The sequence below is a fragment of the Exiguobacterium sp. UBA6282 genome (assembly GCF_002440475.1).
In the GTDB taxonomy this organism is placed as follows: domain Bacteria; phylum Bacillota; class Bacilli; order Exiguobacteriales; family Exiguobacteriaceae; genus Exiguobacterium_A.
The window spans coordinates 96,062-109,719 of record NZ_DJUM01000013.1; the positions used below are offsets into that span (position 1 = coordinate 96,062).

Below are 13,658 nucleotides of genomic sequence, written 5' to 3' on the forward strand. Positions count from 1 at the left end.
AAAAGGAGGAAGTCACCATGCCGATTACAGTCATGCCGATTTTCGGGACACGACCGGAAGCCATCAAGATGGCACCGCTCGTCAACGCCCTAAAGCAACACCCTGCTTTTGATGTTCATGTTACGATCACTGCCCAACACCGCGAGATGCTCGATCAAGTGCTCGATCTGTTTGAGATCGAACCGGATCATGATTTGAATATCATGAAGCAACGTCAAACACTCGTCGACATTACGACGCGTGGTCTTGAAGGACTTGATGCCATCATGAAGGACATCAAACCGGATCTCGTCCTCGTCCATGGGGACACGACGACGACGTTCGTTGGAAGCCTTGCTGCTTATTACAATCAGATCGCGGTCGGTCACGTCGAGGCGGGACTGCGGACCTATAATAAGTACTCTCCGTTCCCGGAAGAGGTCAATCGTCAGTTGACGTCGACGCTCGCGGACTTACATTTCGCTCCGACAGCGCAAGCGGCAGCGAATCTCGCATCCGAAAATCGTCACGCCGGTGTTTACATTACAGGAAACACGGCAATCGATGCCCTGCAAACGACCGTCCAATCGGATTACGTCCATCCGATGCTTGAGACGGTCGGGGACCGGAAGTTGATCTTGATGACAGCGCACCGTCGTGAGAACCAAGGCGAGAAAATGCACCAAATGTTCCGGGCGATTCGTCGCCTCGTCGATGCGTTCCCGGAGACGCACGTCGTCTATCCGGTCCACCTTAATCCAGTCGTTCAAGAAGCGGCGAAGAGGGTTTTTGAAGGGCATGATCGGATTTCGTTGATCGCCCCACTCGACGTCTTCGATTTCCATAACTTCGCGAGCCGTGCCCATTTGATCTTAACTGACTCGGGTGGCGTACAAGAAGAAGCACCATCACTCGGTGTTCCTGTTCTTGTCTTACGCGATACGACGGAACGTCCGGAAGGGATTACTGCCGGAACGTTGAAGCTTGCTGGAACGGAAGAAGAGACGATCTATCAGATGGCAACAGAACTCTTGACGAACAAAACACTTTATCAGGAGATGGCGCATGCTTCAAACCCGTATGGAGACGGTCACGCGTCCGAACGCATCGTCCAAGCGATTCTGCATCACTTCGGTCAAGGAGAAGCACCGGCACCGTTACTCACGCAATAAAAAACGATCATCCTCGAATCGCTTGCATTCACTTGCTTTCCTCAGGCGAGACGTGAGCCGCGCCTCCTTCGTCTTTAGACGAGGAGTCGGATCTCACTTGTCTCTGACAGCACGAAAACTCGTGCTTTTCCCTGTAGGAGTCGCGTGATGTGAGCGATTCTTTGTTATGTCTTGAATTTCGTGTAATCGCAATAGTTGATTTAGGAGGGTAATATCTTTAAATCTTACCATTTCCACTAAAATCAGCCCATTTGTTTAGAAAATGTAAAACCAGATGACCTTGAAACTGGAAGGGAAGCGATGACGATTCAAGCTGTGACGTAGCGCACGATTAAAAAAATGGAAATCGCTGAAATGTATTGTTACAAACAGATGTCAGAGCTGTTTTTATGTCCTGATTCGGAAGCGTTTTCAATTGTGAACGAAAAATGTTTTTTCACAAAATCGACACAAATCAATTTTAGAGGTCTTGTTTCGGTTTAACGGGCACGATATAACGTTACTGTTCAACGGTTTTGTTCACCATATGAACAATCTCTTTAACCGTTGATAGCACTACATATTTTCTTCACATCTTCGTGAAATGACTTGCATGTAAGACATCTGTGAAAACCTTATCAATCGTTGATATGTATAGGTTTTTCGGCTCTGTTTTTATTGTGAATTCATTTGACTATGAAAGCTGCTTCATTGTATTCTTGACTAGTATGAAAATCCGCAAATTGTGGGAAAGAAAAAGAACTCACAATTGGGAAAAAAGGGGGTCGTCTCTAGTGCGCCAAAGTGGGCTCGCAAAGAGTATGGTCATGGCCTCGCAAATTTCGACGGCACTGGCTGCACCGATCGTCATTGGCTTTTTGGTTGGGAACTATGGGGAACAACAACAATGGTGGGAAAAAATGGGTGCGACGTTCGCCGTGTTCATCGGGATTTTCATCGGCATTCTTTGCATGATCGCCATGATCAGGCACTTGTTAGGGGAGAAGACATGAACATCATCCTTCAAGATGCGTTGTATCGTGCGTACTTACGATGGTTTGGACTCTTTTACGGGATCCTGGCTGTCCTGCTGCTCATCGGACGCCCGAGTGAACCGGTCATTTATGGACTGGCACTTGGTGGAACTGGCAGCTTTCTGATCTTGACGCTTCAACGACTCAGCGTCGATCGGATGTATCGTGTAATCGAGACGGGGCGTAAGCCGATGTCTCGAGGGACCGTTTCACGCATGGCGGTCGCGGTACTTTGTGTGATGATCGGTTTGAAGTATCAAACTGAATTGTCATTAACTGCGGTGGTAATAGGCCTTCTCGCCGGCCACGTCATACAATTTTGTGAGTTCTTGACTCACGAACTCAAGCGGGAAAAGAGGTGAATAGTCAAATGAACCACGAAATGCCACTTTACGAAATCCCACTCTGGGGTGACTTCGTTCTGTACGGTAGCTGGACGAACTTGATCACAGTATTGATTGCTGCTGCTCTCGTCTTCTTGATTGCCGTGGCCGGTACGCGACGTCTTGTGATGAAGCCAACCGGTGCTCAAAACGTGATGGAGATGTTCCTCGAATTCGTTCGCGGTATCATCAGCAGCACGATGGACTGGAAAACAGGGGGTCGCTTCCTTACGTTCGGAATGACATTATTCCTGTTCATCCTTGTATCCAACATCATGGGTCTCCCATTCAACGTCGTGACGGGACACTACATTTGGTTCAACTCACCAACTGCAGATCCTTACGTGACACTGGCACTTTCATCTCTCGTAGTGGTCATGAGCCATTACTACGGTGTGAAGATGCGCGGCTTCGGCGCTTATGCGAAAACATTCATGACGCCGATGTTTATCATTACCATCATCGAGGAGTTTGCAAACACGTTGACACTCGGTCTTCGTCTTTACGGAAACATCTTCGCTGGTGAAATCATGATCGGAATCATTCTTTCGATCGGTATCGTCTCTGGTACGAACGATTTCCAATTCCTCGGACCACTAGGCGCGATCATCTCGGGTATCCCGATGTTGATCTGGCAAGGATTCTCACTCTTCATCGGTGGTATCCAAGCGTACATCTTCCTTATCCTGACGATGGTTTACATCGGACATAAGGCAGCGCACGACCATTAATTCGAAGGTAAAGCATCCGCTTTTCCGATAACAGCACGACAAATCAATGAACATACTCTAGGGAGGCAATTTATCATGAATCTTATTGCAACAGCGATCATCATCGGACTCGGCGCACTCGGCGCAGGTATCGGTAACGGTCTTATCGTAAACGGTACAGTATTAGGTCAAGCACGTCAGCCAGAACTCAAAAACGAACTTCGTCAAACAATGTTCATCGGTATCGGTCTCGTCGAGGCACTTCCAATCATCGGTGTAGCGGTCGGTTTCCTTCTTCTCAACTCTTAATCCACGATTAACGAGAACGGACTACATAGGGCGCTATTCGTTCAACGTTTGAGTGAACCGTCACGGGAGCTTAGGCTCCCTTATGTAGATATTGAAGTTGAACCAACCACGAGGGGAGTGTAATCGAATGAATCTAACGTATCTTGCGGCTGAAGGAGTAGCGGAATCAAATCAACCTCTTATCGCCAACATGATCGTCACGATCGTCGTTTTCCTCTTGCTCCTCATCCTCTTGAAGAAATTCGCATGGGGCCCGCTCGTCAACATGATGAAAGCGCGGGAAGAGCATGTGGCTAGCGAGATCAACTCGGCTGAAAAGAGCCGTAAAGACGCTGAAGTCTACGTAGAACAACAACGCGAAGAATTAAACAAAGCGCGTACAGAAGCACGCGACCTTTTAGAAGCATCACGCCGTCAGGCAGAAGCAGAGCAAGCACGTGCGATGGAGCAGGCACGTCTTGAATCCGAAATGAGTAAGGAAGAAGCTCGCCGTGCGATCGAACGTGAACGCGCTGAAGCACAAGCTGCTTTGAAGAACGATGTCGCTCTTCAAGCAATCGCTGCAGCACGCCACGTCATGAAAACACAGCTTGCGACGGACGAAGCCGCTCAAAAGGCACTCGTCGATCAATTCCTTGCTGATACTAAGGGCACGAACTAATGCGTGATCACGTAGCGGGACGCTACGCAAAAGCGCTCTTCGATCTTGCGCTTGAGCACCAGGTGCTCGAGCAAGCAGAAGCTGATGTGCGGACGCTCGGCGAAGTGCTCCACGCAACACCAGAGCTCGCTTCGGTTTTAGATAACCCATCGATTTCTGCTGAAGAGCTCAAGCAAGTTCTTCAAACAAGCTTCACTGGCTTCAACTCGATCGTCTTGAACACGTTGCTCGTCATGGTCGAAAACGACCGGGCGGCAGAAATCGTCACGTTACCGGAACACTTCATTGCATTGTTGAATGAACACCGCAATGTCGCGACGGCAATCGTCACGAGTGCATACAAATTGTCAGACGAGGAACTCACGAAAGTGAAAGAGACGTTTGGCCAAAAATCAGGTAAAACGCTTGAAGTCGAGAACGTCGTCGACACGAGTGTCATCGGAGGACTTCGCGTTCAAATCGGTTACACGACATATGACGGTACGATCGAAACTAAACTAACGCGCCTTGAGCGTGAGCTGTTAAAAGCGTAAGAAAATAGGGGTGAAACGCATGAGCATTAGAGCTGAAGAAATCAGCGCCCTGCTTAAAGCGCGTATCGCGCAGTACGGTTCTACGATGGAAGTGAACGAGACAGGTACGGTCATCCAAATCGGTGATGGTATCGCTCGTGCACACGGACTCGACAACGTCATGTCGGGAGAGCTCGTAGAATTCGCTAACGGCACAATGGGCTTGGCGCAAAACTTAGAAGAAGGCAACGTCGGTATCATCATCCTCGGTGACTACCTTGAAATCAAAGAAGGCGACTCTGTTCGCCGTACGGGCCGCATCATGGAAGTACCAACTGGAGACGCACTTCTCGGACGTGTCGTCAACCCACTCGGTATGCCAATCGATGGTCTTGGTCCAATCGAAACAGAACACTACAACCCGATCGAGCGTAAGGCGTCTGGCGTCATGGCGCGTAAATCGGTACACGAACCACTTCAGACAGGAATCAAGGCAATCGATGCCCTCGTTCCAATCGGTCGTGGACAGCGTGAGTTGATCATCGGTGACCGTCAGACGGGTAAGACGTCGATCGCAATCGATACGATCATCAACCAAAAAGAAGAAAACATGATCTGTATCTACGTCGCAATCGGACAAAAAGAATCAACAGTCCGTGGCGTCGTCGAGACGCTCCGTAAAAACGGTGCCCTCGATTACACGATCGTCGTTTCGGCAGCGGCTTCACAGCCGGCTCCACTTCTTTACCTCGCACCATTCGCAGGTGTCGCGATGGGTGAACACTTCATGGACCAAGGCAAACACGTTCTTGTCATCTATGATGATCTTTCAAAACAAGCAGCTGCTTACCGTGAGCTTTCGCTTCTCTTGAAACGCCCACCAGGCCGCGAAGCTTACCCAGGGGATGTCTTCTACCTCCACTCACGCCTTCTTGAGCGTGCGGCGAAGTTGAACGACGAGCTTGGCGCAGGTAGCTTGACTGCCCTTCCGTTCATCGAAACACAAGCGTCGGATATCTCAGCTTATATCCCGACGAACGTTATTTCGATCACGGATGGTCAAATCTTCCTTCAATCGGATCTCTTCTTCTCAGGTGTCCGTCCCGCGATCAACCCGGGTCTCTCGGTATCGCGTGTAGGTGGTTCGGCTCAAGTAAAAGCGATGAAGAAGGTAGCGGGTACGCTCCGTCTTGACCTCGCATCTTACCGTGAGCTTGAAGCATTCGCTCAGTTCGGATCTGACCTTGATAAAGCGACTCAGTCGAAGCTTAACCGTGGTGAGCGGACAGTTGAAGTCTTGAAACAAGACTTGAACCAACCCCTTACTGTCGATAAGCAAGTCATCATCATCTATGCCTTGACTCGTGGTCACCTTGATGATGTTGCTGTAACGGATATTCGTCGTTTTGAAAAGGAACTCAACCTCTGGCTCGATCAAAACCGCAAACAACTTTGCGATGAGATCCGTAAGACAGGTAACCTTCCAGCAGACGAAGAGATCGTAGCAGCAATCTCAGAATTTAAGAAAACGTTCCAAGCGACGGTTTAATCCGGCGGAACGCTCTTGATACTAACAAGGTGGTGAATCGAAATGGCATCGTTGCGCGAGATACAAACGCGGATCAACTCGACGAAAAGTACGAAACAGATCACGAAAGCGATGAACATGGTTTCGGCGTCGAAACTGAACCGCGCTCAAGCACATAGCGCGAAGTTCCAACCTTACATGCTGAAAATGCAAGAGGTACTCGGAACCATTGCGAATGGCACGACAGGTGCGAGCCATCCGATGCTCGAGAAACGTCCCGTCAAAAAGACAGGATATATCGTCATCACATCGGATCGCGGCTTAGCTGGTGCATATAACGCCAACGTGCTGCGTGAAGTCTACCGGGAAATCAAAGAAAAGCATACTACGGACAGTTACGTTCTCTTCGTGGTCGGTAAAGTCGGTGTCCAGTTCTTCCGTTCACGCGGAATCACGGTCACAGATGCGATCACAGGCTTGAACGATTCTCCTTCGTATGTCGACGTCGCTGAGATCGTGAAGCGCACAGTGAGTGCGTTCACGGTCGGCGAAATCGACGAGCTCAAGCTGTGCTACAACCACTTCTTATCTGTCATCAGCCAGGAAGTGAAAGTCGAAACCCTTCTCCCACTCGGAGAAATCGAAGCTTCATCTTCGACGACTTATGAGTACGAGCCAAGCGAGGAACAAATCCTTGCGGAACTCCTCCCGCGTTATGCGGAGAGCTTGATCTTCGGTGCGCTTCTTGACGCGAAAGTAGCAGAACATGCGTCACGTATGACAGCAATGCAAAGTGCGACAGATAACGCAGATGACTTGATCGGTCGATTGACTCTCGTCTACAACCGAGCTCGACAAGCTGCGATCACGCAAGAAATCACAGAGATCGTCAGTGGGGCTGCTGCGCAGCAGTAATCCCGACTGGCGTAACGATAGGTAGGAGGAAACACGATGAACGAACTCGGTTTAAAAGGCCGCGTCGTCGCGGTCATGGGACCTGTCATCGACGTTAAGTTCGAAGGACACTTACCGAACATCTACAACGCGCTTCGTATTCAATATACGCCGCAAACTGTAGAAGAAGTGGCTATCGACTTGACGCTTGAGGTCGCCCTGCACCTTGGTGACGACGTCGTCCGTACCATTGCGATGGACTCTACGGATGGAGTACGCCGTGGAATGGAAGTACTCGATACGAATGCTCCAATCTCGGTACCCGTCGGAGAAGCGACACTTGGTCGCGTCTTCAACGTACTCGGTAACCCAATTGATGAAAAAGAAATCGCTGCTGACGTGGAACGTCTTCCAATCCACAAAAAAGCACCGACTTTCGATAACCTTTCAACGAAAGTTGAAATCCTCGAAACTGGAATTAAAGTCGTCGACTTGCTCGCTCCTTACATCAAGGGTGGTAAGATCGGTCTCTTCGGTGGTGCCGGTGTAGGTAAGACCGTCCTCATCCAGGAATTGATCAACAACATCGCGCAAGAGCACAGCGGTATCTCGGTATTCGCAGGTGTTGGTGAGCGGACGCGTGAAGGAAATGACTTGTTCCACGAGATGACGGATTCAGGCGTTATCAAACAAACAGCGATGGTCTTCGGTCAGATGAACGAACCACCGGGTGCACGTCTCCGTGTTGCCTTGACTGGTTTGACGATGGCAGAATACTTCCGTGATGAGCAAGGACAAGACGTTCTTCTCTTCGTTGATAACATCTTCCGTTACACACAAGCGGGTTCTGAGGTATCGGCCCTTCTCGGTCGTATGCCATCTGCCGTTGGTTACCAGCCGACACTCGCAACAGAGATGGGTATGCTCCAAGAGCGAATCACATCAACAAACAAAGGTTCGGTTACATCGATCCAAGCGGTTTATGTACCAGCCGATGACTATACTGACCCGGCTCCAGCTACAACTTTCGCCCACTTAGATGCAACTACTAACCTTGAGCGTAAATTATCAGAAATGGGTATCTACCCTGCGGTTGACCCATTAGCTTCGACTTCACGTGCATTATCACCTGAAATCGTAGGCGCTGAGCACTATGCAATTGCTACTGGTGTACAACGTACTATCCAACGTTACCGTGAATTACAAGATATCATTGCCATTTTAGGTATGGATGAGTTATCTGATGAAGATAAACAAACAGTAGAACGTGCTCGTCGTATTCAATTCTTCTTATCACAAAACTTCCACGTAGCGGAACAATTCACTGGTCAAAAAGGTTCTTATGTACCTGTAAAAGAAACTGTTCGTTCATTCAAGGAAATCCTTGATGGCAAATGGGATCACCTACCAGAAGATGCTTTCCGTCTAGTTGGTTCAATTGATGAAGTAGTTGAAAAAGCGAAAAGCATGGGCGTAGAGGTTTAATACTAGGGACGAGGAGGAAAAAATATGAAGACAGTTCTAGTCAATATTGTCACTCCCGACGGCCCGGTATACGATTCTGAAGTATCAATGGTAATCGCTAAAACAACTTCAGGAGAAATCGGTGTTCTTGCAGGCCATATTCCAATGGTTGCTCCACTTGCAATTGGTGCAGTGAAGCTTAAAAAAGCAGACGGTTCTACTGACATTGTTGCTGTTAGCGGTGGTTTCATTGAAGTTCGTCCAGAAAAGATCTCTATTTTAGCGCCTTCTGCTGAAGTTGCTGTAAATATTGATGTTCAACGTGCAAAAGAAGCCGTTAAACGTGCTGAAGGACGTCTTCAAGGTAAACAAGACAACATTGATTTCAAACGTGCTGACCTAGCATTAAAACGTGCGTTGAATCGTATCAACGTTCATGAGGGTAATATCTAATTCATTTTTAACGGGCAGATATAGCATCTGCCCGTTTTTTAAAGTGCTTAAATTATAGGACAGTTGGAGGGGGAAAAATGGAGCTTTATGAAGCAATAGGACAAGAAGCTTTATTAGGCATATTATCGCATTTGTTTTTTATAGCTATTACATTTTACGCATTACAGGCTTTTATGACAGAAAAATTATTCAAGAAGAATAGAGTATTTCAGATTCAACTTATTTATATTTTATTGAGTATTACAATTGGTTCTGCGGTATCCAATTTCTTTCTACAAATATCTAACTGGTCTGGGAAACTTCCATACTTATTTTAAAGCCTCGACAATATCAATTCGAATCTTGCACCTTAACACTACATACTTCAAAGGACTTTATAATAACATTTATGTGGCCCTTTGAACTATGTATAAAAAAACTTCTAAAAGTTGTTTTTTGTTCATACATCTTTGGGTATGTATTAGAAGCGAACTGGTTATTGGTCATTCACAAAAAAAAATTGATAGCGTACAATAAATAAATAGCAAAATATCTAATAATGCCTTAAAATAGTGATTTGGACGCTTGAATGGGCGTTAAAAAAGTTGTACTATAGAGTTGTTTGTTTACTGATTATGACATTATACTTCTTTATTAAAATAAAAATTCGGTAGGTTAATAGATTGAATTCGGAGGGACATAGGGTGGATAAAATAATAGTGACTGGCGGCCAAAAACTACAGGGAAAAGTACGTGTAGAGGGCGCAAAAAATGNNCCAATCCTGGCAGCAGCTTTACTTGCTTCAAAGGGAGAAAATGTAATTAAAGAAGTCCCTAACTTAGCAGACGTCTTTACAATAAACGAAGTACTTAAAAGTTTAAACGCAGCAGTTACATATATACCTGAAGATAATGCCGTATATATAGATGCAACAAAAGAACTTTCTAGTGAAGCACAGTTTGAGTTTGTTAGTAAAATGCGTGCATCTATTTTAGTAATGGGATCATTGCTTGCGCGTAATGGCTATGCTCGTGTTGCGTTACCAGGAGGATGTGCAATCGGTTCTCGCCCAATTGAATTACACTTAAAAGGTTTCGAAGCAATGGGGGCGAAGATTTCATTTGGTCATGGCTATGTAGAGGCAAAGACAGAGGGTCGTTTAAAAGGAGCAAATGTATATTTAGATTTCCCAAGTGTTGGGGCAACTGAAAATATTATGACAGCAGCATCTCTTGCAAAAGGGACGACAATTATTGAAAATGCAGCGAAAGAGCCTGAAATAGTAGATTTGGCAAACTTTATTAACGCNNGGGACAACTGTGATCGAAAATGCTGCAAAGGAGCCTGAAATCGTTGACCTTGCTAACTTCATTAATAGTATGGGGGGTCGTGTAATTGGTGCTGGTACAAATACGATTCGTATCGAAGGAGTCGATACATTATATGGAGTAGAGCATCATATTATTCCCGACCGCATTGAGGCTGGTACATTTATGGTAGCAGCAGCTATTACTAAGGGTGATGTGGTCATCGAAAACGCAGTTCCAGAGCATATGACAGCTTTGATTGCGAAGATGCGCGAAATGGGCGTAGAAATTATAGAATTGGATGAAGGTATTCGTGTACGTGTTCCTCAGACATTAAAAGCTGTGGATATTAAAACAATGCCACATCCAGGCTTCCCGACAGATATGCAATCACAAATGATGGCCTTAATGTTGACTGCAGAAGGTACGAGTATCATTACAGAGACAGTATTTGAAAATCGTTTTATGCATGTTGAGGAGTTCCGTCGCATGAATGCGGGTGCTAAAATAGAAGGACGCTCTGTGTTTATTGAGGGGCCAGTACAGCTTCAGGGGGCTGAAGTAATGGCAACGGATTTACGAGCTGCGGCTGCACTGATTTTAGCAGGTTTAGTATCAGAAGGAATTACACGTGTTACAAAGCTTCACCATTTAGATCGTGGATATGTTGATTTCCATGGTAAATTGGCTTCTCTTGGGGCAAATATTGAACGTATTACGGATGAAGAAGTTGTGACGACTGAAGACATTTCTGTTGAATTACCTACAAACTAATATGATGTTAAAACCCTTTGCTTACAGAAGCAGAGGGGTTTTTTATTTCTCATAACTAAATAGTATTAAGCATATTATTCCTTATGAAAAAATGGATGATTAGTATAGGTGTCCTTTGTTTATTGGGGGCGTTATATGTGCTTCCTGTTTTAGGATTAAGCGAAAGACGGGAGGAAGTGCAACCTCCAACAGCAGATGAAAAAGCTTGTGAACTATTTATAGAAGTGGAGGGACAAAAGGAAAAAATTCCTTTAGAGACGTATATAACCGGGGTAGTAGCGGCAGAAATGCCTGTTTCTTTTAAAAAGGAGGCATTGAAGGCACAGGCTATTGCAGCACGTACTTATGCGTTAAAAACGACAAATTACGGTAAAAAAGCAATCGCACCGACTGTAGCAAAGCAAGTTTTCTATGATGAGAGTCAAAGAAAAGCGAATTGGGCTAGCAATTTCCTGGGAAATGAAAAGAAAATTGTCGAAGCCATCAATGAAACGAAAGGACAAGTTCTTCTTTATAATAATGATTTAATTACAGCTATGTTTCATTCAACAAGTAATGGACAAACAGAAAGTGCCTACGGCTATAGTGGAAATAATATTCCATATTTGCAAAGTGTTGCAAGTGTTTCAGATCAAACATCTCCGAAATTTGAGGCAGAGCAAGAGTGGTCTCTAGCACAATGGAATAAATTATGGCCAATACAATGGCAAGCTAGTGATTTTAATCGTATACAGCTATTTTACAATGACTCAGGGCGTGTGGAGCGTCTACAGTTAGGGAATAATGTTTGGACAGGGAGAGAGGTTCGAACGTTTCTTGGAATACCATCCACTGACTTTTCAATTGTTTATAATGATAATACTAGAAAGGTTCATGTGAAAACTAAAGGATATGGTCATGGAGTAGGAATGAGTCAATATGGAGCAGAGGCTATGGCAAATGAAGGGAAAACGGCTGCTGAAATTTTACACTATTATTATAAAGATATTGAAATAAAAAAAATAGATGCATGTTTAAAATAACTTCTAGTTGTTCACACTGCAACTAGAGGTGATGAAAATGAGAGAGGATAAAAATAATAAAGCTTCTCAAAACCAGAATCCAAATCAAAAGGAAAATGGTCAGTTACAAAAGAAACCATGGTTTTGGCCAGTAGTTTACACAGGTGGTGCACTGGTTCTAGCAGGATTGTTATTTGGTTACAATAGTCTCGTATCTAAAGTAGAAGAGGCACCGTTACCAGATTTAGCAGAAGTTGATTCAGGTCCTGTTGTAGAAACAAATGCACGTACTGAAAACATGATGTATCCATTCAAAGAAGAGAGCCTTAGTAAAGTACAAATCTTACAAGAGTTTTATGAGCTAGAAGCGAATGAAGAGTCTCGTGAAAATGCACTAATGGTATTTAATCAAACATTTACAACGTCTTCTGGTATCTCTATTGCTATGAATGGTGAAGAATTTGAAGTACTAGCTGCTATGACTGGTAAAGTACTAGAAGTAAAACTAGACGCATTTACAGGCAATAAAATTGTCATCGAGCATCCAAATGGCATGCAAACACATTATAGCTCTGTAAAAGATATCGCTGTAAAAGAAGGCGATGAGGTTACTCAAGGTCAAGCTTTAGGAAAAGCGACTGATAACGAGTGGAATCAAGCGGCTGGCGTCCACATGCATTTCGAAGTAGTTGAAGACGGAAAATATATTAATCCGAAAAAATTACTAGCTTTTTAATTCTAAAAGCTAGTAACGCATAAAAAATCAGCATTTTATTAGGAAAATGCAAAACGTGTTCTGAATAGCTTTGTCCTCACATAAGGTGAAGAAATGCGCAAATGTGCATCTGATTGCCAAAGCATTTTGTGAAATTGTGTGGAAAGGACGAAGAACGTGCATGAGCACATTCGGAAGCGCTGCATACGCCTCGGTGAATTACTGATTGAGACGCGTGAGACTGTGCGAGTCCTCGCGAAAATGACTGGTTATTCAAAAAGTACGGTGCACAAGGATTTAACAGAGCGATTACCAACAATTCATGAAGGATTAGCTGACCAAGTGAAAGAAATACTCGCCTACCATAAGGCCGTACGTCATATTCGCGGAGGAGAAGCAACGAAAAACAAGTGGAAAGAAAGAGCGAGTCAAGATTGATTCGTTCTTTTTTGTTGTGTGAACAGGCATATAATAAGTTTGTTTAAGGTAAAGTAATACTATATTATTGCCGTCCAGAACGTGAAAAGAAAACAGTCTTAATCATTAAATACAGGGTGAAATTACCAATAGAATATGATAAAATATTCTAGATAAAGAGATAAAATGAACGTTATGTAGTTTGAACTGGCGGGAAGGAGAAATTATAAAATGTTTTCGAAAGATATCGGCATTGACTTAGGTACTGCGAACGTATTAATCCACGTTAAAGGTAAGGGGATTGTCCTTAATGAACCATCTGTAGTGGCTATTGATAAAAAGACAAATAAAGTATTAGCGGTGGGGGAAGAAGCTCGCCAAATGGT

The 13,658-nt window shown here is 45.0% G+C and carries 16 protein-coding genes and 1 pseudogene; all 17 read left to right on the forward strand.

What is annotated here, in order from left to right:
• Positions 1–17 precede the first annotated feature (17 nt).
• Complete coding sequence (wecB, locus tag B2751_RS03580) at positions 18–1,151, forward strand: non-hydrolyzing UDP-N-acetylglucosamine 2-epimerase (protein WP_290772857.1); 1,134 nt, start codon at positions 18–20, stop codon at positions 1,149–1,151.
• Between the two features lie 773 nt (positions 1,152–1,924).
• The gene (locus tag B2751_RS03585) at positions 1,925–2,143 is read left to right on the forward strand and encodes an AtpZ/AtpI family protein (protein ID WP_023469502.1); all 219 of its coding nucleotides are present in this window, start codon (positions 1,925–1,927) and stop codon (positions 2,141–2,143) included.
• Positions 2,140–2,526 (forward strand): ATP synthase subunit I, encoded by a 387-nt coding sequence (locus B2751_RS03590; RefSeq protein ID WP_290752966.1) that lies wholly within the window; start codon positions 2,140–2,142, stop codon positions 2,524–2,526. The genes B2751_RS03585 and B2751_RS03590 overlap by 4 nt, the downstream gene beginning before the upstream one ends.
• Positions 2,527–2,534: 8 nt before the next feature.
• Entirely contained in the window at positions 2,535–3,278 is a 744-nt protein-coding gene (atpB, locus tag B2751_RS03595) for a F0F1 ATP synthase subunit A (RefSeq protein WP_290772860.1), read from the forward strand.
• A 75-nt stretch (positions 3,279–3,353) separates the two neighbouring features.
• The gene (gene atpE / locus B2751_RS03600; RefSeq protein WP_023469499.1) at positions 3,354–3,566 is read left to right on the forward strand and encodes a F0F1 ATP synthase subunit C; all 213 of its coding nucleotides are present in this window, start codon (positions 3,354–3,356) and stop codon (positions 3,564–3,566) included.
• 127 nt (positions 3,567–3,693) lie between these two features.
• A complete protein-coding gene (gene atpF / locus B2751_RS03605; RefSeq protein ID WP_290772862.1) occupies positions 3,694–4,227 on the forward strand; it encodes a F0F1 ATP synthase subunit B in 534 nt (177 codons plus the stop codon).
• Positions 4,227–4,760: a F0F1 ATP synthase subunit delta gene (locus B2751_RS03610; protein WP_290752958.1), complete on the forward strand. Its 534-nt coding sequence runs from the start codon at positions 4,227–4,229 to the stop codon at positions 4,758–4,760. Before atpF ends, B2751_RS03610 begins: the two co-directional genes overlap by 1 nt.
• Before the next feature lie 19 nt (positions 4,761–4,779).
• Positions 4,780–6,288, forward strand: coding sequence for a F0F1 ATP synthase subunit alpha (atpA, locus tag B2751_RS03615; RefSeq protein WP_023469496.1), 1,509 nt, complete (start codon positions 4,780–4,782; stop codon positions 6,286–6,288).
• Between the two features lie 42 nt (positions 6,289–6,330).
• Positions 6,331–7,182 (forward strand): ATP synthase F1 subunit gamma, encoded by an 852-nt coding sequence (gene atpG, locus B2751_RS03620; protein ID WP_035410620.1) that lies wholly within the window; start codon positions 6,331–6,333, stop codon positions 7,180–7,182.
• A gap of 36 nt (positions 7,183–7,218) precedes the next feature.
• On the forward strand, positions 7,219–8,646 hold the full coding sequence (atpD, locus tag B2751_RS03625; RefSeq protein ID WP_290772865.1) for a F0F1 ATP synthase subunit beta: 1,428 nt from the start codon (positions 7,219–7,221) through the stop codon (positions 8,644–8,646).
• Between the two features lie 24 nt (positions 8,647–8,670).
• Positions 8,671–9,078, forward strand: a complete 408-nt coding sequence (locus B2751_RS03630) for a F0F1 ATP synthase subunit epsilon (protein WP_025114765.1) — start codon at positions 8,671–8,673, stop codon at positions 9,076–9,078.
• A 77-nt stretch (positions 9,079–9,155) separates the two neighbouring features.
• Positions 9,156–9,395: a DUF1146 family protein gene (locus B2751_RS03635; protein WP_008180537.1), complete on the forward strand. Its 240-nt coding sequence runs from the start codon at positions 9,156–9,158 to the stop codon at positions 9,393–9,395.
• 366 nt (positions 9,396–9,761) lie between these two features.
• A pseudogene (locus B2751_RS03640) lies at positions 9,762–11,139 on the forward strand (UDP-N-acetylglucosamine 1-carboxyvinyltransferase).
• A gap of 83 nt (positions 11,140–11,222) precedes the next feature.
• Entirely contained in the window at positions 11,223–12,161 is a 939-nt protein-coding gene (spoIID, locus tag B2751_RS03645; protein ID WP_008180534.1) for a stage II sporulation protein D, read from the forward strand.
• Between the two features lie 37 nt (positions 12,162–12,198).
• Entirely contained in the window at positions 12,199–12,876 is a 678-nt protein-coding gene (locus B2751_RS03650; protein WP_036123068.1) for a M23 family metallopeptidase, read from the forward strand.
• 156 nt (positions 12,877–13,032) lie between these two features.
• Positions 13,033–13,293 carry a sporulation transcriptional regulator SpoIIID gene (locus B2751_RS03655; protein WP_025114760.1) on the forward strand — a complete coding sequence of 87 codons (261 nt, stop codon included), beginning with the start codon at positions 13,033–13,035 and terminating at the stop codon, positions 13,291–13,293.
• A 210-nt stretch (positions 13,294–13,503) separates the two neighbouring features.
• A partial coding sequence (locus tag B2751_RS03660) for a rod shape-determining protein (RefSeq protein ID WP_290772937.1) occupies positions 13,504–13,658 on the forward strand: 155 nt, incomplete at its 3' end.